The 25619-nt window shown below is 45.1% G+C and carries 25 protein-coding genes and 6 pseudogenes; 17 read left to right on the top strand and 14 right to left on the bottom strand.

The window, feature by feature from the left end; translation table 11 throughout:
• Positions 1-622 (top strand): annotated as a pseudogene (locus tag JCM15124_RS10785) (mobilization protein); the annotation flags it as partial.
• Between the two features lie 92 nt (positions 623-714).
• Here JCM15124_RS10785 and JCM15124_RS10790 read toward each other — a convergent pair.
• The 4 genes from JCM15124_RS10790 to JCM15124_RS10805 all read right to left on the bottom strand — a co-directional run bounded on the left by JCM15124_RS10790 (position 715) and on the right by JCM15124_RS10805 (position 5665).
• A complete protein-coding gene (locus tag JCM15124_RS10790) occupies positions 715-1680 on the bottom strand; it encodes a CfxA family broad-spectrum class A beta-lactamase (RefSeq protein ID WP_004339683.1) in 966 nt (321 codons plus the stop codon).
• A 210-nt stretch (positions 1681-1890) separates the two neighbouring features.
• Entirely contained in the window at positions 1891-3894 is a 2004-nt protein-coding gene (gene mobC / locus JCM15124_RS10795; RefSeq protein ID WP_004338344.1) for a conjugal transfer protein MobC, read from the bottom strand.
• Positions 3895-3970: 76 nt separating this feature from the next.
• On the bottom strand, positions 3971-5245 hold the full coding sequence (gene mobB / locus JCM15124_RS10800) for a conjugal transfer protein MobB (RefSeq protein ID WP_004338346.1): 1275 nt from the start codon (positions 5243-5245) through the stop codon (positions 3971-3973).
• 6 nt (positions 5246-5251) lie between these two features.
• Positions 5252-5665, bottom strand: a complete 414-nt coding sequence (locus JCM15124_RS10805; protein WP_004338348.1) for a plasmid mobilization protein — start codon at positions 5663-5665, stop codon at positions 5252-5254.
• 589 nt (positions 5666-6254) lie between these two features.
• Between JCM15124_RS10805 and JCM15124_RS10810 the strand changes: the two genes are divergently transcribed.
• From JCM15124_RS10810 to JCM15124_RS10880, 16 genes and pseudogenes are all read left to right on the top strand, one after another.
• Positions 6255-7058, top strand: a complete 804-nt coding sequence (locus JCM15124_RS10810) for a ParA family protein (RefSeq protein WP_021584794.1) — start codon at positions 6255-6257, stop codon at positions 7056-7058.
• A complete protein-coding gene (locus tag JCM15124_RS10815; protein ID WP_004378856.1) occupies positions 7045-7563 on the top strand; it encodes a DUF3408 domain-containing protein in 519 nt (172 codons plus the stop codon). Before JCM15124_RS10810 ends, JCM15124_RS10815 begins: the two co-directional genes overlap by 14 nt.
• Positions 7560-8336, top strand: a complete 777-nt coding sequence (locus tag JCM15124_RS10820; RefSeq protein WP_021584798.1) for a hypothetical protein — start codon at positions 7560-7562, stop codon at positions 8334-8336. Before JCM15124_RS10815 ends, JCM15124_RS10820 begins: the two co-directional genes overlap by 4 nt.
• 157 nt (positions 8337-8493) lie before the next feature.
• Complete coding sequence (locus JCM15124_RS10825) at positions 8494-8796, top strand: DUF4134 domain-containing protein (protein ID WP_004378854.1); 303 nt, start codon at positions 8494-8496, stop codon at positions 8794-8796.
• A 4-nt stretch (positions 8797-8800) separates the two neighbouring features.
• Positions 8801-9136 carry a DUF4133 domain-containing protein gene (locus tag JCM15124_RS10830; protein ID WP_018911126.1) on the top strand — a complete coding sequence of 112 codons (336 nt, stop codon included), beginning with the start codon at positions 8801-8803 and terminating at the stop codon, positions 9134-9136.
• Positions 9133-11645: pseudogene (locus tag JCM15124_RS14170) on the top strand (TraG family conjugative transposon ATPase). The gene JCM15124_RS10830 and the pseudogene JCM15124_RS14170 overlap by 4 nt, the downstream one beginning before the upstream one ends.
• A 27-nt stretch (positions 11646-11672) precedes the next feature.
• On the top strand, positions 11673-12302 hold the full coding sequence (locus JCM15124_RS10840) for a DUF4141 domain-containing protein (RefSeq protein ID WP_021584786.1): 630 nt from the start codon (positions 11673-11675) through the stop codon (positions 12300-12302).
• 32 nt (positions 12303-12334) lie between these two features.
• Positions 12335-13371, top strand: a pseudogene (gene traJ / locus JCM15124_RS14175) (conjugative transposon protein TraJ).
• Between the two features lie 50 nt (positions 13372-13421).
• Positions 13422-14043 (top strand): annotated as a pseudogene (traK, locus tag JCM15124_RS14180) (conjugative transposon protein TraK).
• Positions 14044-14047: 4 nt separating this feature from the next.
• Positions 14048-14350: a hypothetical protein gene (locus tag JCM15124_RS15475; RefSeq protein WP_021584776.1), complete on the top strand. Its 303-nt coding sequence runs from the start codon at positions 14048-14050 to the stop codon at positions 14348-14350.
• Complete coding sequence (traM, locus tag JCM15124_RS10855; RefSeq protein ID WP_021584789.1) at positions 14343-15611, top strand: conjugative transposon protein TraM; 1269 nt, start codon at positions 14343-14345, stop codon at positions 15609-15611. Before JCM15124_RS15475 ends, traM begins: the two co-directional genes overlap by 8 nt.
• 48 nt (positions 15612-15659) lie before the next feature.
• Entirely contained in the window at positions 15660-16610 is a 951-nt protein-coding gene (gene traN, locus JCM15124_RS10860) for a conjugative transposon protein TraN (RefSeq protein WP_021584774.1), read from the top strand.
• Positions 16604-17196 (top strand): annotated as a pseudogene (locus JCM15124_RS14185) (conjugal transfer protein TraO). The gene traN and the pseudogene JCM15124_RS14185 overlap by 7 nt, the downstream one beginning before the upstream one ends.
• A gap of 12 nt (positions 17197-17208) precedes the next feature.
• The gene (locus JCM15124_RS10870; RefSeq protein ID WP_004378738.1) at positions 17209-17667 is read left to right on the top strand and encodes a DUF3872 domain-containing protein; all 459 of its coding nucleotides are present in this window, start codon (positions 17209-17211) and stop codon (positions 17665-17667) included.
• A gap of 11 nt (positions 17668-17678) precedes the next feature.
• Complete coding sequence (locus JCM15124_RS10875; protein ID WP_024999445.1) at positions 17679-18185, top strand: glycoside hydrolase family protein; 507 nt, start codon at positions 17679-17681, stop codon at positions 18183-18185.
• A 124-nt stretch (positions 18186-18309) separates the two neighbouring features.
• Positions 18310-19278, top strand: coding sequence for a hypothetical protein (locus JCM15124_RS10880; RefSeq protein WP_024999446.1), 969 nt, complete (start codon positions 18310-18312; stop codon positions 19276-19278).
• Positions 19279-19448: 170 nt separating this feature from the next.
• Here JCM15124_RS10880 and JCM15124_RS10890 read toward each other — a convergent pair whose 3' ends face one another.
• The 10 genes and pseudogenes from JCM15124_RS10890 to JCM15124_RS16765 all read right to left on the bottom strand — a co-directional run.
• Positions 19449-19667, bottom strand: coding sequence for a hypothetical protein (locus tag JCM15124_RS10890; protein ID WP_007136036.1), 219 nt, complete (start codon positions 19665-19667; stop codon positions 19449-19451).
• A gap of 4 nt (positions 19668-19671) precedes the next feature.
• Complete coding sequence (locus JCM15124_RS10895; RefSeq protein ID WP_004378742.1) at positions 19672-19926, bottom strand: DUF8466 domain-containing protein; 255 nt, start codon at positions 19924-19926, stop codon at positions 19672-19674.
• 21 nt (positions 19927-19947) lie between these two features.
• Complete coding sequence (locus JCM15124_RS10900; RefSeq protein WP_021584777.1) at positions 19948-21219, bottom strand: PcfJ domain-containing protein; 1272 nt, start codon at positions 21217-21219, stop codon at positions 19948-19950.
• Positions 21220-21236: 17 nt separating this feature from the next.
• Positions 21237-21767, bottom strand: coding sequence for an antirestriction protein ArdA (locus tag JCM15124_RS10905; RefSeq protein ID WP_004380965.1), 531 nt, complete (start codon positions 21765-21767; stop codon positions 21237-21239).
• Positions 21768-21779: 12 nt separating this feature from the next.
• Positions 21780-22196, bottom strand: a complete 417-nt coding sequence (locus JCM15124_RS10910; RefSeq protein WP_021584784.1) for a PcfK-like family protein — start codon at positions 22194-22196, stop codon at positions 21780-21782.
• A gap of 6 nt (positions 22197-22202) precedes the next feature.
• Positions 22203-22634 carry a hypothetical protein gene (locus JCM15124_RS10915; protein WP_006948377.1) on the bottom strand — a complete coding sequence of 144 codons (432 nt, stop codon included), beginning with the start codon at positions 22632-22634 and terminating at the stop codon, positions 22203-22205.
• A gap of 358 nt (positions 22635-22992) precedes the next feature.
• Positions 22993-23340 (bottom strand): hypothetical protein, encoded by a 348-nt coding sequence (locus JCM15124_RS10925; RefSeq protein WP_024999447.1) that lies wholly within the window; start codon positions 23338-23340, stop codon positions 22993-22995.
• A 140-nt stretch (positions 23341-23480) separates the two neighbouring features.
• Positions 23481-23948, bottom strand: coding sequence for a DUF1896 domain-containing protein (locus JCM15124_RS10930; protein WP_021584772.1), 468 nt, complete (start codon positions 23946-23948; stop codon positions 23481-23483).
• Between the two features lie 27 nt (positions 23949-23975).
• A pseudogene (locus JCM15124_RS14190) lies at positions 23976-25207 on the bottom strand (site-specific integrase).
• Between the two features lie 213 nt (positions 25208-25420).
• On the bottom strand, positions 25421-25619 hold a 199-nt coding region (locus JCM15124_RS16765; protein WP_232220170.1), incomplete at its 5' end, for a hypothetical protein.

The raw sequence follows: 25619 nt of genomic DNA on the forward strand, positions 1-25619 counted from the left end.
ACGCACTGACAAGTTAAAGAAGACAGCCACCACGGCAGCGACAGCCATAACTAGTGGAGTTGCTTCTCTTTTCGGGAGTGGAAAACTGAAAGAACTGGAACGTGCCAACGAAAAACTGCAAGACGAGGTTTCAAAACGGAACACCAATATTGAAAAATTGCAGAGCCAAGTACAGCAGATGCAGAAACAGCATGATACGCAAATCCACAATCTCAGAGAAATGCACAGGCAGGAACTTGACATGAAAGAAAAAGAACTGTCACGGCTCGCCAGAATCATAGACAAGGCTTTCAGGTGGTTTCCGATGTTCAGGGAAATGCTGCGCATGGAAAAGTTTTGTGCCATGCTGGGATTCTCTAAAGAAATGACTGAAAGTCTTATAGTCAAAAAAGAAGCCCTGAAATGTAGCGGTAAAATCTATTCCGAGCAACACAGGCGGAACTTTGATATAAAGGATGATATTTTAAGGGTGGAAAATGACCCTGACGATGAAAGCAGGCTGAACCTGACAATAAACAGGAAGCCGATTGCCGACTGGTTCAGGGAGCAATGGCACAGGCTTAGATATGGAGCAAGAGTGCCGCAACAGGAAGAAAGAAAAAGTAGAGGATTCAAATTATAATAGAAGCAATTTGATTAGTAATCTAAAAGCACTCCGATAACGATTAGAGTGCTTTTAGATTGTTTATCATTAATTATCAAAGCAAGTGCAGTTTAAGATTTTACTGAAGTTTGCATTAATAAAGAATATACTACAGCTGATATATGCGCAACATATTGTGACGCTTGTGATTCATTTCCCTTGAAATCCTTAACAAATACCGCTAAGGTATAACTGATATTATTAGGCAGACATATATAGGCAACATCATTGTGAGCTGCAAGAACACCATTTTCATTAACATAACCTGAACCTGTCTTATGCGCTATAACAACCCCTTCTTTATCAAGAAGTGGAGCTGCTATCCTATCTACACCTGTTTTGCATTCTTTTAACGTATTCTTAATGAAACTTTGTTTCTCATCATCGATAAGACCTTCAGTAAACAAACGATTCATCAACATTGCAGCACCAAGAGGAGATGTATAGTTAGAGTAAGCCTTGTTATGGTCAGCCGACATTTCCTCTTCCGTATAAGCTATCTGAAAACTTGAACGAGGAATGAGTGTGGCTATAAAACTATCTGTTTGAGCGACATTAACCATATCCTTAAACATAAGGTTGCTTGCATTGTTGTCACTCTGAGTAAGAGTATAACGCAGCAAATCTCTCACTGTCAATGATATGACTGGCCCTGAATAATCTTTCAGCATAGGACTCCAAGTCTTTGGGTCAAGTTTATCCCTATTTATATTTACTAAGGTATCAAGTGAAATTCCTTTATTGTCAAAGTCATTACAAAGAGCTAATGCCTGATGAACCTTAAACACACTCATCATAGGATAAACACTCTTATTATTGACCTTAACCGTATCTCTGTTATTAACAATAACCGCCACACCAATTTCGCCAGGACAAGCTGAGACAATTTGAGAAATGCTATCAGTCAAAACATTTGTTAAAGGAGGATTTGCGCTATCTTTTGTCGCTGATTTATGGAACAATGAAAATACCAAGATGAAAATGCAAACTAAAGCTATACTCAAAACTACGATTTGTTTTTTTCTGTTTTTTTCCATGTTTATATTATTTATATTTGTTTGACGAGAATATCTTTATTTGCCGACAAAGGTACATAACTTTACGGAAAAATATGTTTCCTATTTTGAAAATATGATGCAAATTTAAGTATTTTTCCCCAAAATTACAAGCAATTTCCGGAAAAATAATGAAAAATACAGAATGCAAACGTTTGCTCATATTTATACGGCAGTATTAGAATAAGGCTGCTAATCTTTTACTAAATGGGCAAGGCTTGGCGTGTGCTTTATCCGTTGAATTTCTGAATCGACAAGCGATCGAATTTCTTGCTTCACTTTACGATAGTTGGCTTCAATGGTTTCTTTGAGCGTGTCGCAGCTTTCTTTGTCAGTAAAATCAGTTATATTGGGGATGGGTTTATAGGTTTTCATATCCGCAGATACCTTGGCACTATCTACCACTATCTCCGCATGGAAAATTTTCTGGTCGATACGCTCGTCAAAGTTGTCGGACACAGCACCGACAAACATTCCCTGTGTGAGATTACTGATTTTGCTTGCAGGGATAAGGCTATCCATTTGTGTGGAGATAGAGGTGGATTTGTCATTACGGTTAATGGTCATAGACTGTCGCTGTTGAAGCACCTTGCCAAAGCGTTCCGAGAGTGTTTTGGCAGTTTCTCCAACCACCTGCCCTGAGAACACATTACCCACCGTATTCTGGATTACCTTGCTCTCCTTGTCGCCATAATCACGGGTGAGTTGCGAAAAGTCTTGAAAACCCAAACAAACTGCCACTTTATTGCTTCGTGCTGTGGCTATGAGATTATCCAATCCACGGAAGTAAATCGTTGGCAACTCGTCGATAATTACCGAGCTTTTAAGTTGCTTCTTCTTGTTGATGAGCTTTACGATACGGCTATTGTAAAGTCCGAGTGCTGCCGAGTAGATATTCTGGCGGTCGGGATTATTGCCCACAACAAGTACTTTCGGCTCGTTGGGATTGTTGATGTCAAGCGAGAAATCATCACCTGTCATCACCCAATAGAGGGCAGGAGAAATCATGCGTGAAAGCGGTATCTTGGCACTCGCAATCTGTCCCTGTAGCTGTTCCTGCGCTCCTCCCTCCCAAGCATCCATAAAGGGAGAAAGGTAGTTGGCAAGCTCATCGTAGGAAGTAAGTATCGGAAATATCTGTGCGTAGGGACGGTTCAGGAATTCGATGGCATGGGGAAAGGTACAATATTTGCCGTTCTCATATATCTTCAGAAACCAGATAATGGCGGCAAGCAAGATAATCGGTGATTCGACGAAAAAATCTCCCTGCTTCTGAATCCACGAGCGGTTGAGATTGAGCATAATGGTGTAGGCACTCTCATAGGCATCGGATATATCTGTCATAAAGGCAGGATTGATGGGATTACAGCGATGTGATTTGCGAGGGTCGTCGAAGTTAATCACATAGAATTGCGGTTTGACTTTATAAGCATCTAAATGATGGAGCAGGTGATTGTAGGCTATCTCCGACAAATCGGGAAACTTATAATCATAGATATACATGGCAAAGCCTTTCTCTATCTGCTGCTTGATGTAGTTGTTCACGATAGCATACGACTTACCAGAGCCGGGGGTGCCGAGTACCATTGATGCACGGAAGGGATTAACTACATTGATCCAGCCCTTGTTCCACTTCTTCTTATAGTAGAATCGTGTAGGAAGGTTTACCGAGTATTCGTTCTCCATCAACCGAGTTTCCTGCATAAAGCTCTCATTCTCGGTATTGAACACATCGTCCATCAAGTTGTTTTTGAGCAGTCGGCTCATCCACACACCGCCCATTAGCAGACAGATATAGCCCAAAGAAAGCGTGAAGATATAGAGCGAAGCAGCACCCACCTTACCTATGGGCAATGCCAACAGCCACCAATTCAGAAAGAAGAGCACAAAACCAGCGAAAAGCACCGTCCAAATCTTTGGCCATGTGATTTTCTCCTCCTTCACGCCTTTTGTCCCCAAGCAGGATAAGGCGAGAAATATCACACAAAACAGCTTCGTCCAAAGGATTGATGAAAACAATCCCGTGGAGCGTTGAAAGTTCATCAGTATCTTGTTGATGATGCCGAGTGTGAAGTGCCACGACTGAAATGCCTCGTAGCAGAACCAATAACAGTTAATCAGGAGGAAAATCACTGAAATTCCCCGCATAAAGTCCATAACCTTACCCAATGCCCTTAAATCGTCTTCTTGTGCCATAATGCTATTTTATTGTTGTTAGAATATCGTTTGAATACTATTTGAAAAATCTTTGATTACCATTTGAATGGTGCCATTAACGCTTCCTGCGTTTAAGTTTTACCTTACTTTGCTTACGAAGTTTGCGTTGCCATGCCGCTTCTTTCCAATCATCATTGCCCGATGAAGAGAAGGATTCTCCTACCATATTGTCGATAAATTCATCGACAAGATTGTCGCTTTCCTGCTCATCAGACTGTATTGTCTGCATCTGTTGTTGAAAGGTGGTATCAATCTTTCCATAAAGCGATTCATCCAAGAATGGATTATTCTCCGGGTTAGAGAAGTACTCGTTAAACTTATTGGCAGCATATCCTTTACCCAATCGAGAGCCATTGAGCGCAATACCTTTTTCATCATCAATGAATGTAATTCCATAGATGCGTCCATTATCATTCTTTCGGATTACCACTTGCAAGCCTTGTTTCTCCAATCTTTGTCGAAGTCTTTCCTCTGTGTGGGGAGAAGTACGCATTACTTCTAATACCTTTCTTCTGACAGTTGGTATCAATGGCTTAACCATCTGTTTTGACTTCAGCATCTTGTTCTGAACGGCAGTATAGCCCACACCTCTGCCTATGTCCGAGGCGTGAATGGGCGTGCTCACCTTATTGCCCTTGTCATCGGTAGGTACATAGACCAGCCCGTCATATTGCTTGCCCCTATACTCGGTCTTTACCTCCTCTACTGCAAGGTTGTATTTACGCAGAACGGCATTTAGTTCACCTAAGGAGCAGAAGGTATAATGCTTCATCGCAGAACGAACAGTATTTGCCACTTGTTCCTTGATATTCCCTTGCACAACATTGACCTTTGGTGTTTCTGTTGTTGTTCTCTCACTGACCTTTGAACTTGGAATGAGGTTATATTTCTTTTCCAAAGCATTAGTAATCTTCTTGCTTCGCCTGCCCTCAAACTTGTCATTGATTTTATTACCATCGAAATCCACTCGAAGCGAAACGATGTGAATATGCTCACGGGCAATGTCATTATGCTTAAAGACGATGTAGGGTTGATTGCCATAGCCGAGTGCCTCCATATACTCCTTCGCAATCTGCGTGAGCCTTTCATCAGATAGTTTCTCATCCGGGTGCGGATTGAGTGAGCAATGAAAAACCGTTTTCTTTGTCCTGCATTGCTCTGGTATCGCCTTTTGCATATCGGCAAGTACCTTATCCATTTGAAAAGTGCCATCGAAGCCTTTCCGAAGTTCGTTCACGCAGAGGACTGCCGCTTCGTTGTGCTGCACCTTTTTGAAGTTATATCCCAATGCTCCCCCAAGGTTCTCGGTAGAAGAAATCTTTGCAATCATATTCCTTTATCGACTATCAAATTGTTCCGTCAGTTGGATGGCTTTCTGTTGTAGCGTGATGATTTGACCAGAGATTTTTTCCAATTTTTCAAGTAAAATCTGTGCAGTTTTCACGCTGTGATAAGAGTTTATTGCGCGTACTGTTTGGTTGTAGAGTACGCCTATCCGATGATTTTCGGCAATCAATTCCGAGAGTTTACGATAATAGTCCACAGCGGATTTATCCACTGTTATCACCTTGAACTTCCCTCCAAGAATACATCCACGCACAAAATCAGACTTCGATTTTGCACCGGATTTATGGAAAAGTTCAATGACTTTTTGCTGGTCTTTGGGGTTGGGCAACCGCACGTGCCAATTGTCCCAGCGTGGCTTTTCCGCTTTTTTTCTCTCTGAACGAGATTTCTCTTCCTTATCCATAGCTTTACTTTTCTTTAATCACGACTTTGGAGTGATTTAATCCCCTTTGGGGCAAGGGTCTTTGTGGTACAACTGTAAGTTTGTGTTACAAAGACACACCTTGCCAATATCAAGAGTTGATACGATTGAAGTATCCACCCTCGTGGGGTGTCTGCTTCGGGATATTACCTCCATGTATTATTCTCGCCTGCAAAGTTACGGCGAGTTTTCAAATATCTCATTATCAATGGTATTCACTCTTTTTCCTCGCATTTCCCTGCACTTCATTGGTGTCATATAATCAGCCAAAATATCATTTATTTTGCAGTCAGAACGAGCGAACAATGGTATGATAACACAAGCAAAAGATATATCGTATTACCGTTGGCTTACACCAAAGATGACAAGAAGGAACGAAACATATTCATAACAATTTGTTGTCATGACAAACTATTGTCAGTACAACAGATAGCAAGAACTATAAATCGTCCTTTCAGACTATCGCACGAACCATACGCAGCCAGAACAAACTGTCTGCTGATACTTCTCAAGAATGAGAGCACATCCAAACATCAAATAGACAAGTAATATGAACTAAGAAATTATCATTATGGAGAACAAACAACAACGCCCCATCTTTCTGGGGTTCTCCTCGCAAAAGGGAGGAGTCGGAAAAAGCACGCTTGCCGAAATCGTAAGCAGCATATTGTACTACGAACAGGGCATCAACCTCTTCGTGGTGGACTGCGACCTGTCGCAGGATTCCTTTTACAAGCTGAGAGAACGTGAGAAAAGTGTCATTCAGGGAAGCGAGGAACTTTCCAAGTCCATGCAGGCATTCTTTCAGCACCTCGGCAAAAAGGCATACAGAATTTACAAGTCCAGCCCCAAGGAAGCCGTCAAGACAGCACAAAGTAAGATTGACGCTATCAGCAATGAGAAGTACCAGTTGGTTGTGTTCGATTTTCCCGGTCATGCAGGAACAACGGAGTTGATGGAACTGTCCCTTCAGATGGACTATATCCTATCTCCACTTGAAGCCGACATACAGTCGCTCGTCTCCTGCATGGCATACGCCAAGACCATCACGGATATTGGTGTCTCAATGTCCGACTCACGGATAAAGGACATTATCCTGTTCTGGAACAAGGTGGACAGAAGGGTGAGGAACGTCATCATTGACGAATACACGAAGCTCATCCAAGGACATGAGCTCACGCTCCTGCCCGGCTATGTATATGCCACGCACCGCTTCTCCCACGAACTCTCCACATACGGGCTGCGTGGTGTGTTCCGTTCCACCTATCAGCCTCCTGCAAAGGGACTGCGAACGGGTACGGGGCTGGATGAACTCGTCTCCGAGATAATTCAACGTCTCAAACTAAAAACGAAAACAGAAAATGGCAACGATTGAGGAAAGAAAACAGCAACTGGAAAAGAAGCTGAAGAAAATGGCAGAGGACAATGTCGTGGTGAAACCTGTCACGGTTCCCAACCCCTTCGATCCATCCGAGGACACCGAGCCTTCCCTCGCAACATCACGAGAGGAAGACAAAAGTTCGGAAGAAATGAAGACGGCAAAAGAAGAACGAACAGACGAAACTGGAGGAGAGGAAATCGGGAACACGGAACCGAAAAGAGAAAGAAAACCGAGAATAGAAAAGTCTGGCAGGTCGTCCCTTTCCATAGAGGAATACCGTTCCCTATACTTTCATCCCGTACGTTCGCAAATGCGGACGGCTTTCTCCATCAATTTGGAGACATTACAGAACCTGCGCAATGTGCTACAAGACTTAGGAGAAAGGGTATCTATTGCTTCCTATATTGATAATATCCTCCGGGAGCATCTGCGGGAACATCAGGAACTTCTCAATAATGCAGCAGCAAAGCAAAGACGTAAAACAACAATAACACTATGATGGAAACAATACTTTTCAGTTTTATACTGGTACTCATCATCATTTGGATGATGCTTGGTATCCTGTATTTCTATATGCGGTATGTATCTCCGTATGACTTCATTATCAAGAAAAACGGAAAGAGCGATGAAGATATCAAGAAGAAAGAAGCAACGAAGAAAAAAGACGGACAGAAAGGAAAAGGAACAATAGAGCAAGCCGAGTTTGTACTGATTGGAAAAAGCCGTTCCACTTCCCCGATTATCCCACAAATTCCCTCTGTTTCATCATCTGAAAATTCGGAGCAGAATAATAATAATTTTGCACCGCAGAACTCCGAAAAGGAGGAAGAAATGAAAGAGGACAACGAAATGGACGTTGATTTCGAGATGGAGAGAGTGGACGAGAATGAGGTCGCCCGTGAGGAATTAAGCCTGCCCATCGAGTCCACATCGGGCGAAGCCGAAATTTCGGAGCAGTCCGTCCTCGCACGTGACTTAGTCCGCCTGCAAAAGTGGGCAAAGAACAGTGAGGAGGCTGATGAGGGAGAAGTCAAAGAGACCGTTCTGCAGCTTCAAGACTCAGACCTGTTGGATAAGTACAAAGAAAACATCGCCAAGATGCTGGGTGAACAAGCCTCGCTATTGGAGAAAATCCGTAAGGCGGAAGAAAAGGAAGAACAGAATGCTCAACCAGCAATGCCATCATCACAAAACTCAACACCTCCTGTTTCTGGCATATCTGACACAGCAGTGGGCGATGCTGACGACCGACCGCTGTCCTATTATCTGTAAAAATGGTTTCTTGATTTTCATATTTCGGAGGAATGCAGGGGGTGGCTCAAAAGTAAAACAATCAACCAATATCAGTCATACAATAAAACCGAGCCGCCCCTTACCACCTCTATCCAAAAGAAAACAATTCATTTAACAACTTAAAATAAAAAGAACAATGAACAACAAAAAGAAAATCACAATGCTGCTCCTGATAGCCGCCACTGCCACAGGAGCATACGCACAGGGCAACGGCATGGCGGGTATCAATGAAGCCACAAAGATGGTAACCTCCTACTTCGATCCAGGTACAAAGCTTATCTATGCTATCGGAGCCGTAGTAGGTCTGATTGGAGGAATAAAAGTCTATAACAAGTTCTCAAGTGGTGACCCCGACACGAGCAAGACCGCAGCTTCTTGGTTCGGTGCGTGTATCTTCCTCATTGTGGCTGCTACAATCTTGAGAAGTTTCTTCCTGTAAGGCGATGGCAGCATTTGAAATCAACAAGGGTGTAGGCCGGACGGTAGAGTTCAAGGGCTTGAAGGCGCAGTACCTCTTCCTCTTTGCAGGAGGCTTGCTGGCTGTCTTCATTCTCGTTGTCGTGCTCTATCTCTGTGGAGTCAGCCAAATTACCTGTCTTGTCATAGGTGTAGTGGGTGCCAGCCTTGTGGTATGGCAAACGTTCACCATGAATAGAAAGTATGGGCAATATGGGCTGATGAAAAAAGGAGCAATACGTATGCACCCACGCTACCTTGTAAACCGCCGTACGGTCTGCCACCTTATCTGTAACCTTCAATCAAAGAAAGCGAAGCAATGAGAAATAAAAGCAAGATAACCACCTTGGAGTCTAAGTTTCCACTGCTCTCCATAGAGCAGGGTTGCATGGTGAGCAAAGATGCTGACATCACGGTGGCTTTCCGTGTGGAGCTGCCCGAACTCTTTACCGTCACTTCTACAGAATACGAGGCAATGCACTCTGCCTGGCATAAGGCTATAAAAGTGCTACCCAATTACAGCATCGTACACAAGCAGGACTGGTTCATTAAGGAGGACTACCAAGGAAAGCTCTCCGATGGCGGACTGAGCTTCCTTGCCCGTTCCTCTGAACGGCATTTCAACGAGCGTCCGTATCTACACCATTCAGTCTATCTCTTCCTTACCAAGACCAACAAGCAGCGCATGGCACAGCAGAGCAACTTCTCTTCACTCTGCCGTGGACATCTGTTGCCCAAGGAAATCACCAACAAGGAGGAGGTGATGAAGTTTATAGAAGCCGTAGACCAGTTCGAGCGTATCATCAATGATACCGAGCAGATAAGGATTGTCCGCATGACTGAAGACGAGTTAGTTGGCACAAATGAAAAGGGCGGTCTGCTTGACCGTTACTTCTCCCTTTCTGAAGAGGGACATGCTTCATTGGAGGACATCCGTCTGGGCGCAGACCTTGTGCGTGTGGGCGACAATATGATTTGTCTGCATACACTTTCCGATACGGACGACCTGCCTACAACAGTCAGCACGGACAGCCGATATGAGCGATTATCCACCGACCGAAGCGACTGCCGTCTTTCCTTTGCCTCTCCCGTGGGGCTGATGTTGCCCTGCAATCATATCTATAACCAGTATCTCTTCATCGAAGACAGCGACGCCAATCTTGAACGCTTCGAGAAGCAGGCAAGGAATATGCACTCGCTGGCACGCTACAGCCGTAGCAACCAAATCAACGAGGAATGGATACAGGAGTATCTCAATATTGCTCACTCACAGGGACTGACATCTATCCGTGCCCATTTTAACGTACTGGCATGGAGCAGCGATAAGGAAGAACTTCGCCAAATCAAGAATGACGTAGGCTCTGCACTTGCTCTTATGGAATGCCACCCACGTCACAATACCATTGATGCGGCAACGCTCTACTGGGCGGGTATTCCCGGCAATGCGGCAGACTTTCCAGCAGAAGAGTCATTCTATACTTTCATCGAGCCTGCCCTCTGCTTCTTTACGGCAGAGACGAACTATAAGGACTCGCTCTCACCCTTTGGCATCAAGATGGCAGACCGCCTTTCGGGAAAACCTGTTCATCTGGACATCTCGGACTTACCAATGAAAAAGGGAGTCATCACCAACCGTAACAAGTTTATCTTGGGTCCTTCGGGTAGTGGCAAGTCTTTCTTTACCAACCACATGGTACGCCAGTATTACGAACAGGGGGCGCACGTCCTCTTGGTCGATACGGGTAACTCATATCAAGCTTGTGTGAACTTATCCACCGCAAGACCAAAGGTGAGGACGGCGTATATTTCACCTATACCAATGAAAGTCCTATATCTTTCAACCCCTTTTATACGGATGATTACTTCTTCGATGTAGAGAAAAGGGAGAGTATCTGTACGCTACTGCTTACACTTTGGAAAAGTGCAGATGAGCATATCACTAAGACCGAGGCTGGTGAACTTGGTTCAGCCGTAAACTCCTATATCGAGCTGATATGTGCTGACCATAGCGTTACACCCTGTTTTAATACCTTCTATGAGTACCTGCGGGACGTGTACCGCAAGGATATGGAAAAGCGAGACATCAAGGTGACGCTCTCGGACTTCAATATCAATAACCTCTTAACGACACTCAAGCAATATTATCGTGGCGGTCGATATGATTTCCTGCTGAACTCGGACAAGAACATCGACCTGCTCTCTAAACGCTTCATCGTCTTTGAAATCGACCAAGTGAAGGACAATAAGGACCTCTTTCCTGTGGTAACGATTATCATCATGGAGGCTTTTATCAATAAGATGCGCCGATTAAAGGGTATCCGCAAGATGATACTCATTGAGGAAGCATGGAAAGCCATTGCTTCGGCAAACATGGCAGATTACATCAAGTATCTTTATAAGACGGTGAGAAAGTATTTCGGAGAAGCCATTGTCGTAACGCAGGAAGTAGACGACATCATCCAGTCGCCCATCGTCAAGGAGAGCATCATCAACAACTCCGATTGCAAGATACTGCTCGACCAGCGCAAGTATATGACTAAGTTCGATGGTATACAGGCGATGCTCGGCTTGTCTGAAAAGGAAAAGAGCCAGATACTCTCCATCAACCAGAACAATGACCCGAACCGACTATACAAGGAGGTGTGGATAGGCTTGGGCGGTATGCAGAGTGCCGTCTATGCTACGGAAGTGAGCATGGAGGAGTACCTGACCTACACCACAGAGGAAACCGAGAAGGTGGAGGTGATGAACAGGGCGGCACAGCTTGGTGGTGATATTGAAACGGCTATCCGTCAGCTTGCCATAGAGAAAAGAAACAATAAAAAGAAATAAGTACAAACCATCAAAACTATAGTAACAATGAAAAAGTACATTTTCATGGCTCTCTTAGGATTGAGCCTTTCTGTTCCCAAAGCCCACGCACAGTGGGTAGTAACCGACCCTGGCAACTTCGCCGGTAACATTGTTAATTCGGTCAAGGAGATAGCGACTGCCTCGAAGACGGTGAAGAATACCCTTGACGGGTTCAAGGAGGTGGAGAAACTTTACAACGACACCAAGAAGTATTACGATGCCCTGAAGAAGGTGAACAACTTGATTGGTGATGCCTATAAGGTCAAAGAGTGCATCCTTATGGTGGGTGACATCTCGGAGATTTACGTCACCTCGTATAAGAAAATGCTTTCGGACAAGAACTTCCGCCCTTCAGAACTCGCTGCGATGGCTTCGGGCTATGCCAAACTTCTGGAACAGAGCGGTGAGAGTCTCAAGGAACTAAAATCCATTGTTAAGAGTAATGTCTTCTCGATGAACGACCACGAACGAATGCAGGCAATCGACCGTATCTATACTACGCTGAGAGAAAACCGCTCGCTTGTATCATACTATACAAGGAAAAACATCTCCGTGAGCTACGTGCGTGCAAGGGAAAAGAACAATCTTGCTTCTGTCAAAGCGCTCTATGGTAATACGGAAAGCAGATATTGGTAATTGGTCATTCATACATCTAAACACACTTGCTTATGGATTTTGCCAGTTTACATGAGCTGCTACGCTCAACCTATGACGAGATGATGCCGCTCTGTGCTCAGATGACGGGTATTGCCAAAGGCATTGCAGGCTTGGGTGCGCTCTTTTATATTGCCCTTCGGGTATGGGCTTCCATTGCCCGTGCCGAGGCGATAGATGTTTTTCCACTTCTCCGACCTTTTGTCTTAGGCTTTTGCATCATGTTCTTTCCGACAGTCGTACTGGGTACGATGAATGCCGTTCTCTCGCCCGTAGTGCAGGGAACGGAGATGATGGTACACCAGCAGGAGGGGAACCTTGCCGAGCTTACTGCCAAGCGAGACAAGCTGCAAGAGGAAGCCTACCTTAGAAATCCTGAGACAGCTACCTTGTCTCCAACGAGAAGTTCGATGAAAAAATAGAGGAAATGGGTATCATCGGACCTGAAGATGCCGTGACGATAGCGGGTATGTATGCCGAGCGTGCTGCCTATCAGACCAAGCAGTGGATCATGAAGATGGTACACGACCTTTTAGAACTTCTGTTCCATGCTGCAGGACTTATCATCGACACGCTACGCACCTTCATACTCATCGTCCTTGCCATTCTCGGTCCGATAGTCTTCGGCATTGCCGTATGGGATGGTCTTGCTGGCTCACTTACGGCATGGTTCTCACGCTATATATCGGTCTATCTGTGGCTACCTGTCAGCTCTATTCTTACGGCACTGCTTACGAAAATACAAGTGCTGATGATAGAGAAGGATATAGAAGCACTCAGTGACCCTAACTACCTACCTGATTCGGGAACGTGGTACTACATCGTCTTCTTCCTTATCGGTATTGTAGGCTACTTCTGTGTACCTACCGTGGCAGGCTGGATTATCGAAGCTGGAGGTGGTATCGGCTCATACGGTCGTAATGTCAACCAGACAGCACAGCATGGTGCGCAAGGCGCATATACCGGTGGCAAGGCTGCTATGGCTGGCGCAGGTGCTGCTGTGGGAAATGTCGGTGGACGCATCAAGGGTGCACTGCTCAAAGGAAAATAGAAATCGAGCAACTATGCTTAATAAACCAACAGCTATAAAAGGAAAAAGAAATGGAATTCAAATCACTTAACAATATCGAGACCTCATTCAGACAGATAAGGCTCTACGCCTTTGTCTTTGCCATCGTCTGCGTGGCAGTGAGCGTTTATGCCGTCTATGCCTCGTACAGCTTCGCCAAGGAGCAACGGGAGAAAATCTATGTGCTTGACCAGGGAAAGTCGCTCATGCTTGCCCTCAGTCAGGATGCAAGCCGAAACCGTCCCGTAGAGGCAAGGGAGCATGTACGTCGCTTCCATGAGCTGTTCTTCACCATTGCGCCCGACAAGGATGCCATTGAGAAGAATATGGAGCGTGCTTTCGTGCTGTGTGACAAATCGGCTTTCAACTATTACAAAGACTTGGCAGAGAAGGGCTATTATAACCGTGCCATATCGGGTAATGTCAATCAGCGCATAGAGGTGGACTCTATCCACTGCAACTTTAATACTTACCCTTATGCGGTAACGACCTATGCACGGGAGTTTATCGTCCGTCAGAGCAATGTTACAGAGCGTAGTCTCATTACGACCTGCACGCTGCAGAACTCCGTCCGTTCGGACAACAACCCGCAGCTTCCTGATGGAGAACTTCCTTGTGAAGGAGAACAGGGACATACAGACTTATAAACGATAAGGCTATGGCAAGGAAAAGAAACTTTTTATTCTCACGTCACTATCTGCGCTTTCACCTGTGGCTCCGCCATCGGTGTGAAAGGCTCACGATAAAGCAGAGAAAGGAAATCGTCTATGGGCTGAGTTTCATCTATCTGCTCTGCTCGCTTTGGATGATAGCACAGTTCTTCCTTCCTCCAAAGAAGGAGAAACTACCCATCCCCACGGGAAAGCTGACGGACAGTCCGATACGGACGGACAGTACTTTACATGAGTTACACGGCAATTTTTACCTACAACATCATCAAACAATCAAAGAAAATGGATAATAAACAGAAAGAACAAATGAAAAAAGGCTTGGTCTTCGGAGGACTGGGACTGCTGTTTGCCCTCTCGATGTGGTTTATCTTCGCACCTTCGGGCAAGGATAAGACTGCAGCAGAGCAGGGACTCAATGACAGCATCCCGCAGGCAACGACAGAAAAACTCACCGAAAACAAGCTCAAAGCCTACGAATTAGGCGACAAGGCACACGAGGAGGAACAGACCCGTGAGGAGATGGGCAAACTATCAGACTATTTCGCACAGAATACTGCTCCATCAGAGGCGGAGCGTGCAGAGACAGCAGCATCTACGGCAAAGATAGAAAGTTCTATGCATCGCTATGAGGAGAATAATCGCCTCTTAAACTCCTTTTACGCTCCCGACCCACACGAAGAGGAGCGTGAAGCCTTGCGCTCGGAAATAGATAACCTTAAAAAGGAACTATCCTCCAAGAGCAGCAGGGAGGACGATGAAGAGAAACGACAGCTTGCCTTGATGGAAAAGAGCTATCAGATGGCAGCGAAGTATCTCCCTAAAGCATCAACTCCACCTACTTTCAATAATGGTCTGACTGCTGAAAAAGAGAAGACGGAAGGAGCTGTAGGTGGCTCTGAAGCCGCTAAGGGCAAGACCATGCAGAAGGAAAAGCCTGTAATGGAGGTGCTGCCGGAGCGTAGGCAGTTAGTATCTTCACTTGACCAGCCTATGAGCGATGTGTACTTTATGGAGGAATACGGCAAAAAGGCTCGCAACTTGGGTTTCCATTCGCTCGCAAGCACGGCTGTACCTACCATGCGCAATACGCTGAAAGTAGTAGTGGACAGGACTACAGTTCTTAAGGAGGGTGACAATGTCGTACTCCGTCTGCTTGAAAGTGCCAAGGTACAGGGACTGCACATTCCACGTCAAAGCCGACTAATAGCCGTCGCTAAGATAGAAGGTAATCGTATGCACCTACTTATCAAAAGCATTGAGGTGGACGGGCATATCATAGCCGTCAAGCTCTCGGCATACGATACAGACGGACAGGAGGGAGTGTATATACCAGGTTCGGAGGATATCAATGCGCTTAAGGAAGTTGGGGCGAACATCGGCGGTTCAATGGGAACCTCCTTTACCTTCGCTTCCTCTGCCAAAGACCAGATTATCTCCGAGGCTGCCCGTGGGGTGATGCAGGGTGCAAGTCAGCTACTTCAGAAGAAGCTGCGCACTATCAAGGTAACACTTAAAGGTGCCTACCGACTTTTCTTGGTTCAGTCCAAATAAAACAATCGAAAATGATAAGTAAAAAATAACATCAAAACAAAAGGAACAATGAAGAAAATTATTTTATCAATGGCTATGCTTACCTTGGTGGGAGCAACAGCCACAGCACAGAAAAACAATGATGGTCTGACACCAAGCCGTCCGCTTACTTCGGGAGAGCTCTTTCAAGGTATGAGCCGTGCCATTCCAACGGAGCGTGTCGTACTGCCGTATGGTCTGGACGTAACCTTTGACAAGACCGTACATCTTATCTTCCCTTCTGCCATTCGTTATGTAGACTTAGGTTCGCAGAATATCATCGCAGGAAAAGCGGAGGATGCAGAGAACGTACTGCGTGTAAAGGCTTCGGTGAAGGACTTTGAAACGGAGACCAATATGAGTGTCATCTGTGAGGATGGCTCTTTCTATGTTTTCAACGTAAAGTATGCCAATGAGCCGGAGAAGCTCAGCATTGAGATGAAGGACTTCCTGTCACCAACGGACGGACGGCTGCCAAGCAACCGCTCTGATATTTACTTTAAGGAACTCGGCAATGAGTCGCCTGTATTAGTAAAACTGATGATGCAAACTATCTATCAGAACGACAGACGTAGTATCAAGCATATCGGTGCACAGCAGTTCGGCATGAAGTTCCTGCTTCGTGGCTTGTATGCCCATAACGGTTTGCTGTATTTCCACACTCGAATGGAAAACGGCACGAATATGCCTTACTCGGTGGATTTTATCACATTTAAGGTGGTTGATAAGAAGATGGCAAAGCGTACCGCTATACAGGAGCAGCTATTGCAGCCACTTCGTGCCTATCATCAGGTGATGCAGGTGCGTGGCATGGGCAGTGAACACACTGTGTTTGCGCTCGAGCAGTTTTCTCTCGCAGAAGACAAGCAGCTTGAAGTGACGCTCTATGAGAGAAATGGCGGTCGTACGCTGACCTTTTATGTAACGGCAGAAGACCTGCAATTGGCAAAGAAGATTGATAACCTCAAACTCAAATGGTAGGCATTATGAAGAAGAAAATCATTTTATCGGCTTGCGTGGCGTTGGCAATGGCTTTTAGCTTGCCATCGCAGGCACAGCGACTGATACCCAAGCAAAGGGGCATAGAGGTCGTAGGGAGTGTTCCGCTTATTAAGGGTGAAAAGTTCCTTGCTGCTGACAATTTCGGCATGGGAGTATCACTCACCCACTATCTGGGTCGTGAGAACTATACCTTTGTTATGGCAGAGTATGAACAGCAGAATATGCCGTACAGAAGTTATAACGTAAAGCTCAAGGATGCACTCTTACAGATGGGTTATATGCACCCTGTTCTCTCCGACAATGGCAAGAATGTATTTCTCTATGGGGCATATCCGCTTTGGGTGGCTATGAGCAGCTGAACGAGGATAAAAAGCTGCTGCCCGATGGGGCGACGCTGCTCGACCGTTCCCACTTTGTCTATGGCGGTGTCGTGCATGGCTCGGCGGAAGTGTTCCTAACAGACAGGGTTCTCTTTCTTGTCAAAGCGCAGGGCCGTTTCCTCTTTGGAACGGACGTGCATCGTTTCCGTCCGGCTGTTTCTGCTGGACTAAGGTTTAACTTTTAAGTAGAAGAAAAGATGAAGAAGATATTGAATACGATTTGGGTAATGGGTGTGCTGACCCTTGCCGTGTTTTGCCTATCTGCTTGTGATAGGGAGTTGGATGTTCAGCAGTCTTATCCGTTTACGGTGGAGACAATGCCGGTTCAGAAGGATATCATAAGGGGGCAGACGGCTGAGATACGCTGCACGCTGAAGCGGGGCGGTGAGTTTGCCGACACTCGCTATACGATACGTTATTTCCAGTCTGACGGCAAAGGCTTGCTAAGGATGGACAACGGCATAGTGTTCAAGCCTAACGACCGCTATCCGCTTACGAAGGATGTGTTCCGTTTGTACTACACCTCGCTCTCTGCCGACCGCCAGACGATTGATGTATATGTGGAGGATAGTTTCGGTAAGGTTCAGCAGCTAACCTTTAGTTTCAACAACGAGCGTGAGGAGGGCAAGGATAAGCCTGCATCTTCTCACCACTAAGAACGTAATTGATGCGAACGATAAATTCTTTCATTTTACTTTGTGTATTCTGCCTGTTCTGTCAGTCGACCCTTGCCCAGCGCAGGGGGCGGCTGGCAGACTTGCCACCTTTTGAACGTGCGGTAGTCGTAGTAAAATACTTTGAGGGCATGCACGGCTGGAAGAATTATCCGTATGTTGGATATGGGCATCAGCTGCAACCTGGAGAACACTTCACGGCGGATATGACGGAACGGCAGGCGGACTCCCTGCTCCGTACTGACCTATGGAAATGCTTTGAACACTTCAAAGGCTATGGGAAGGATGCCCTGCTGCTGACCTTGCTTGCCTACAATGTGGGTGTGGGGCGATTGCTTGGTTATGGTAAGCACCCCAAGAGTAGGTTACTGCGAAAGATAGAGGCTGGAGATAGAAACTTCTATCGAGAGTATGTTTCGTTCTGCAGGTACAAAGGAAAAGTTTTGAATGGATTGGTCAAACGACGAAATGTGGAGTTTGCCCTGTTTTATATACCCTAATTGTCAAATAAGTAGAGATTTTGCTTAGGAAGATGTTACACGCATACCTAATTCTGCAAAAAAAACATCAATAATTTGGACTTTTTGATTTTTTATAGTATATTTACAATAAATATTTTTGATTATGAATAATTGTAAAATCCCCAAGCATCCTATACATGTTTTGTTAGATGAGTTTTTCGCCAATGCGGAGATGGAAGGTGTAATTGCTGAGTATCAACACAAGAACTCAAGTTGTAGCAAGTGGCTGATGTTCAGTGACTATTGCCTTGATGACAAGAATAAAGCCAATGATGTGATGACTTTTGTACTTATGCCATTTGAGAACGAAGCGAAGTACACTGAAATGCAACAGAAGATTCACGACATGCAACCATCAGACATCAAGAAGACGAACACGGTGGACAAAGACTTCCTGTCTTACTTGAAGAACGAAAACGTGTTGGTATTCTCATTTGTGTTCAACGACAGAAAGCATTTCCTTGCTCGAACGTACGGCCAATGTTTGAAGAAAGTCAAAGAAACGTTTCAAATGATATGCGACTGCTATGAAGAATGGAAGAAAACGGCTTGCAATAAAGAAATTCTAAAGCATTATGAGAAAGTGGTGAATACAATAAACCAGCAACTCGCAACGCTTAACGGCAAGAATCCTGACATTAAATTGTTCAACGACATCTTGATTACGGCATTTCTCGGGGCATATGTATCGGTGAAGGTTCTTGAGAAATTGCCGATAGAGATATTCGGATGGTTCAGCGACCGTGACAAAGTTATCTCAGGCAAGGATAATATAATTGTGCCGATATTCAGATTCTATCAGCACAACATGCTTGGTGGTAAACAGTTTCAGTTCTGTACCTCCACTCCTGACGACAAGGTGAAGCCTTTCTTTGATGATTTTAACCGTATCGCAGATGTGGTTACTGGAGCGCTAGCTGACTACAATATAGAAGAGAACTACATCACTGCTGACAAGTTCGACACAGTGCTTATCAACTTCCTTGCTGACAATAAGCGAGTCTTCATTTTCCGTATCCACAAGATAGACGAAAACTATCGTGTGGGGCAGATTGAGATGCATCCCAAATAGGAAGGGACTCCATCTAAAATCTAATTTGGTTCATCTTTTATTTTGTGTGATATATAATATTGGCAAAATAACTCTTGCGACTTTCTTTTGCTTCTTTTCTTTGGTCGCCTGCTTGTTCAAAGAGAAAGAAAAGAAGCCACGCAATTTTTGAGGTTGCGTGGCTCATTGTGTTAGGACTTTTCAATAGTTTCAATTATCCGTTCTTCGGGGTGGGTTTCAAAAGCCCAGTTGATTTGTTCATCGGACAGGATGGTATGTACTCCTCTGCCCATCACCATACCACAATCTTCAAGGATTTTGCGCTCGGCTTCCTCTCGGTTTGTGGCTACTACCTCAAACACACCTTCAAAAACGTATTGGGTGCGTACTCTGTAAACTTTTCTTTCCATATTTTCAAAATTCAGCAATGAGTAATCTGTGTTCCATCGGCTCGCCATTCGATAACCTGCGATGAGTGAGCCAAAAGTGATGCGCTCCGTAACCATAGACAAAGAACTTGTCAAGTTCCGTTTCTTGGGAGATTTGGAGGAGTGCGGTCTGCAACTCCTCCTTGTTCTCGGCTATGCTTATGGCATTGATAACTCTCACGATGACGTTGGGTATCTCATCTGCCCAATTACAAATAATGCCTTCTACCTGTACTTTCATATTCCCTTGTTTAATGGATTGTTATGCGGTTGCTCTCTGCGCTATCATTCTCATATTCTTTTGCATCAAGGCTAGTATCTGCTCGTGGTACTCGGTGTTCTTGTTGCACACGCCACGACTTTGCACCACTTTCATCGTTTCCAATGATACCTCGATGGTCTCGATGCGCTCTCCGTCCTTTGTGGCAGAGAAGATAAGCGACTGCGGTTTGCTGTAATAGTGTGCGTCATATACGCAATGGTGCATTGCCGTGCCTTCCTCTAAATGCTCCTGCACACTCTCCAAAATGTGGATGCGGATAATGCCGTCAGTAAACTCTATGCCAAAGAATTTTGCTTTGAGTTGCTTGTATGCTTGTTCGGCTTCCATCGCTTCCTTGCGCTTCTTGATAATGTTCTCACGCTCCTGCCTTGCCCTGCGCTTGGTTTGGTAATGGTCGTGCGCTGCTCTTAGGTCGGTGGGGCAAACATACTTGGCATTGTGAATATCCTTGCCTAATTGATTGAGCATATCCACCATATCACACCATAGACTTCCGTCCTCTATATGGTAGCCGTTTCGCAAACAGATGCGGATAGATGCCCAATAGCTATCAATGCTTCTTCGACCATTGTGCATGAAGAATTTGAGTAGCGGGATTTGCCCCGACTTCAACAAGGTTTCCATACGGCTATCGGAAAGCAATGCTGGTATGAGTTCAGTAGGCACTATATTGTGGAAGTTGTCCTCAAAACCATTCCTGCGGAGTGTGTCCGTAACCTTGAACTTGGGATATATCGGTGAGTATGATATATGGCGGTAGGCTTCGTTGTCGTTGCGTACTGCCATTGGCGAACAGAAAGAAAAGGTGTCAATGTATCTGCCTAATGTTCGTTGAACGGCAATAATCGTTTTTCTTCCTTGTGCGTTCCACCAATACTGACCGATTTCAAAGGTATATGAAGATGCCTTGCAACCTTTCTCCATTTCCACGGAAAGAAGAAACATTCTTAGTACTTGGTACTCTCCGCAAGCGGTAAGTATCGTAAAGTACTGCTTCTGCCTAATCTTGCGTTGAAAGGTTTCCTTGACCTGCAACCTTGCCCCGCAATGGGGGCAGGTGCAAGTGTCCGTAGGCTTTTCTATTGTCCAACTATGCCCACAATCCATACACATTGTGCGACCTTTGGGCAGTCGGTAGGCGAAATGGTCTATACATTCACGGAATGCCCATTTGCTCTGTGTCTTGGTTATCGGGCGAAGGTGCTTACTCTCGGCAAGGACTGCCTTCTCATATTTATTTCTTGGTTTCATTTTCTGTCCTCCTTGTTTTACTCGTCACGGAATACATATCCACTCTCAAACCAATACCCCTCGTCAAAGAGTTCGTCCGCATACTTGTCATAATCGAAATATCGTTCTGCAAACTCGGATAGTTCGTGTTCCATACTTACTATTTCCCTTGCAAACTCTTCTTTGTTCACATATCTGCCTACAAAAGCGGAATTGAATTGTCTCATTAGGTAATAGACGGACTCGGTTAAATCCTTGCCGGTATTCTCTACCCATATCCAAAAGGCACTCACATTCATACCGTCCAAATTCTCCAACTCGTCCCTCAGTTCAAAGAAGTTGCTATCCAAATGCCCCTCGTCAATGAGTTCTTCGGGTATGTTCTCCCAATCTTGGAACATCAATTCGGGTTCTTCCTCGTCTTGGTGGAGTTCGTGGCATACTTCCATAAACTCGTCTTGGTCGTAACACTCTGAAAGGTCTATCCACTTACCTCTTAGTGAGCCTTCGTTGTACTTGGCGTAAGTGCCTACATAGATGCGTGCTTCGCTTAAATCGTATCGTTCCATAGTCTTTGCTTTTTAGAAGTCAAACAATGAAGGTTGTGCAACCTCTGCCGTTTCTTTCTTTTGTGGTCTTGCGTTACGGCTCTGTATCTTGGCGAGTTCCTCACGTTGGTACTGCTTGATGGCTTCTTGCCTTGCTTCGGCTTTCTCCTCCTCTGTGAGTTCTACAAGATGATTTACTGCCACTCTGCAAGTGATTTCCATTCCTACTTCAATTTCATCCTCGTCATAGTAGTGTACCGCCATTGAGTAGATTTCATCGTCCTCAAATCCATTGCAGCCACTCGCCTGCACTTGGTTCAAGATGTAGGTTACACACTCCTCTATGCTCTTGTTAGGCTTCATCAAGTTGGGAGCAAACAAAGGGTCTGTTGCTGCACGCTGATTGAGATACTCGGCTATTGCTCTCGTAAAATGTTCTGTTCCTTTCATAGTCGTTTAATATTTGGGAATTTCTACTATTTGATTGATGCGTCCATATAGGTAGGCTCTTAGGCTTGTTCTGTCGGGTGCGTAATACTCTGCCCAATGTCCGTATTGATTGACCAAATACTTCTTCAATACGTCCATAAAGTCAAACCGATAACCCATAAGGGGTACGGCTGTACGGAAGTAGGTGTTAGTGTTCACCGCTTCGGCAAGCCAATTCTTTTCCTCACGGCTCATTCGCTCCCCACGATTGAGTTTCACACGCAATAAATAAACCTTGCTGTGGCTCAAAGTTTCCAAAGGCTCAACATCCCACTGCACAAACTTAGTTGCCACCAAACGCTCACTTTCATCAACCACCGAACTTATGCGGTAATGAGAGGAGGAGCTATATCCTTTTTTCTTCATCGAAGATGTGATATTTACTTTCTGCTGTTCCATAATGACATTTTTTTTATGCGTCCAAAGATCGGAGTATGCTGATTCCTTTTTGTAGCAAGAACAAGGTAGGGGGCGCAGCCGGCACAAGGTTTTGTAGGAAAATACTACCCGAAATGAAATGTAGGTGTGGAGATTTTCCGTACAAACCAAAGGCACTGACCTTGTGCAAGCCGTAGCCCCTTACTACCTTTGCGAATAAAAAGAAATCAGCACCGACTTATGGCATATCAAAGTGGAATATGTGGACGTGAGAAGCGAAAGTGCAACGCCAGTATGGAAAACGAAAAAGGGTGGCTACCTCAAATCGAGATAACCACCCAGAAAGAAGAATGAATCGAAGAATATCTTTCCTTGTGCCTTAGAGCACACAGAGCAGGATTGCCAAGATGACGGCAAGCCAGAACAGCCAACGCAGGATTGTAAAGGTTACTTGCAGTATCACTCTGACAATGAAGCGTAGTATCAGGAAACCGAGAATAACCGAAACGGCGGTTACGACTTGCGGCGTAACTATCTTCGAGATGAGGTAAACCGCACCGATAACGATGGAAAGCAGAACAGCGAGTTCGATGAAGCGTGTCCAACCGAAGCGGCGGACTTGCTTGGGAGAACTCGGTGGCTGCCTGTTCTTCTCGGTTTTATACGATGCGTCTGCCTTGATGAAGGCGGGCTGATGAATGTCTTGATTCATGATGATTGTTTTCATAATCGGGGCTTTTAATAGTTTCAAGAGCGACAACAAGATGCGCACACTACACAAAGACAAGTGTTTGAAAAACTCTTGACGTGTGGTGTGGAGCGTTTATCTTGGCTCTTGACACTACAAAAGCCTCCGATGGTGAAGTATCAAGCCATGTTCTCACCGCCTATCGTCGGCAGACCATTGACCTCAATGAGCAGCACGATTGTACCAGTCAGTTCGGTGTACAGTTTGTCGTATTCTGTACCTGCCGCAAAGTTGTCTGTGAGTTCGTACTTGGCAAATACCGCTTGAATTGCCTTGTTGTTCAGTAAAATTAGTGCTAACCTTTCGGGAAGCGGACTTGGCAGCTCCTTCTCAAACTCCTGCTCCAGCACGGAAACAAGGGTATCATACTTTGAGAAGTGCAGGTTGTGGTACAGCACCTCGCTTGCCATCGTCTCTGCTTCGGGGTAGGAGAAACCTTGCGCCACGGCATCGCAGTAAGCCGTCAATGCCTCGTCTGCGCGAGCGGTTACAAACGCATTGTCATTCACTCTCTCAGGAAAATGGTCTCCGAGATATGCTTCCAACTTCAGACGGAAGTAGGAAAGTTCTTTCTTTATTGTTGTCATAAATTCAAAATTTTAGGGTTATATACATTATTTTGAGGAAATGCCTAATGCCGTATTGAAAGTACCCAACTTGTCAGCCAGTTCATTCATATCGTGTTCTATCTTCTTATTGGTAATACGGGCGTAGAGCTGAGTAGTTTTAATGTTGGTGTGTCCCAGCATTTTTGAAACCGACTCGATGGGTACGCCCTTACTGAGTGACATCGTGGCAAATGTGTGCCGGGCGAGGTGGAAGGTCAGGTTCTTCTTGATGCCACAAATATCAGCAATTTCTTTCAGATAACTGTTCAGTTTTTGATTCGTCAGCATGGGGAAAAGTTTGCCGTCACGATAGGTCTTACCACTATATTTTGCAATGATGCTCTTGGGTATATCGAGTAAAAGAACGTTGGTCTCCACGCTCGTCTTCTGCCGTTTGGTCATTATCCACTGCTTGCCGTTGAGCGTGACGATGTTTTCCGGAGCGAGGTTGTACACGTCTATGTACGCAAGTCCCGTGAAGCACGAAAACACGAACACGTCCCTTACAAGTTCCAAACGACCGATGCCGAAATCCTTGTTGGCAATTTTAAGGATTTCCTCGTCTGTGAGGAATCCACGATTGACCGGTTCCATGTGAAAACGGATGTTGAGGAACGGATCATGGTGCAGAACACCAAGTTTCCTGCCCAGAATGGTGATTGTCTTGAAAGTTTTCATCATCCTCGTGGCGGTGTTGGGATTCTGCCCGACAACCGTTCTAAGATAAATGTCGAAGTCGTGTATCACGATATAGCCGAGTTCGGACAGGCGGATGTCAGATCGACCGTATTTGTCACGAAGGAAATTTGAGAAGTGTTTCTTGCAGACGTTGTATTTCTGTAAGGTTGCAGCTTCGACCGACACGCCTACCTGCCGTGCAACGTCACTGTTGTGCTTATTGAAGAGGCTCATTAGGTATCCACATCCTCCTTCTTACCAAGATACTCCGACTTGATACGCTCCAAGGACACCTCGTCCGTCATCTCGACTTTCTTGAAGATGGTCTGGAGTCCGCTCTGAATGTTGTCAAGTTCGAGGTTGGTGGAAAGTGCTTCAGTTGTCCTTCCCTTCAACCGTTCCTTCTCCCTGTCCCATTGGGACTGTTGGACAGCAATGCCCGTCGAGCCGATGGAAAGGCGTTCGTTGTTGAGATAAATTCTCAGCATGACGGGGGTCTTGCCCTCCTTGTTCACATAATTGCTTCTGAGATAGAAGACTGCTCTGAAAATAGCTTTCATACATTTTACTGCTTTTAGTTGTAGCCTGAACAGAAGTCTTGTCCTAACACCTGCCATCTGTAGCCGTGGCTTGTCGGACACATTGTTGCCCGAAGTGGTGTATGGTAACAAAAACACCTCTGTAATCACGCTGCAAAGTTCAACATATTTGTTTGAATAGCAGTAATTTACGCATACTCCTTATGTACTCTGTATGTACTCTTGGCTACATTTTTATTTTGCCTTGAAAATGTGTAGCCTGATTGTAGCCTTTTTAGAGCATTTTGGGAGTTTCTGCCCCCTCCGTGCATACTCTGAAATTTGGGATGGGTATAAAAGAAAAGTATCATAACTACTTGTAGCTATGATACTTACGATTTTCTTAGATTTCTCTCTGATGTTCATTTCAGAGTACCTAAAGCGGAGAGAGAGG

Source organism: Prevotella falsenii DSM 22864 = JCM 15124 (assembly GCF_000613945.1).
Classification (GTDB): Bacteria; Bacteroidota; Bacteroidia; order Bacteroidales; family Bacteroidaceae; genus Prevotella; species Prevotella falsenii.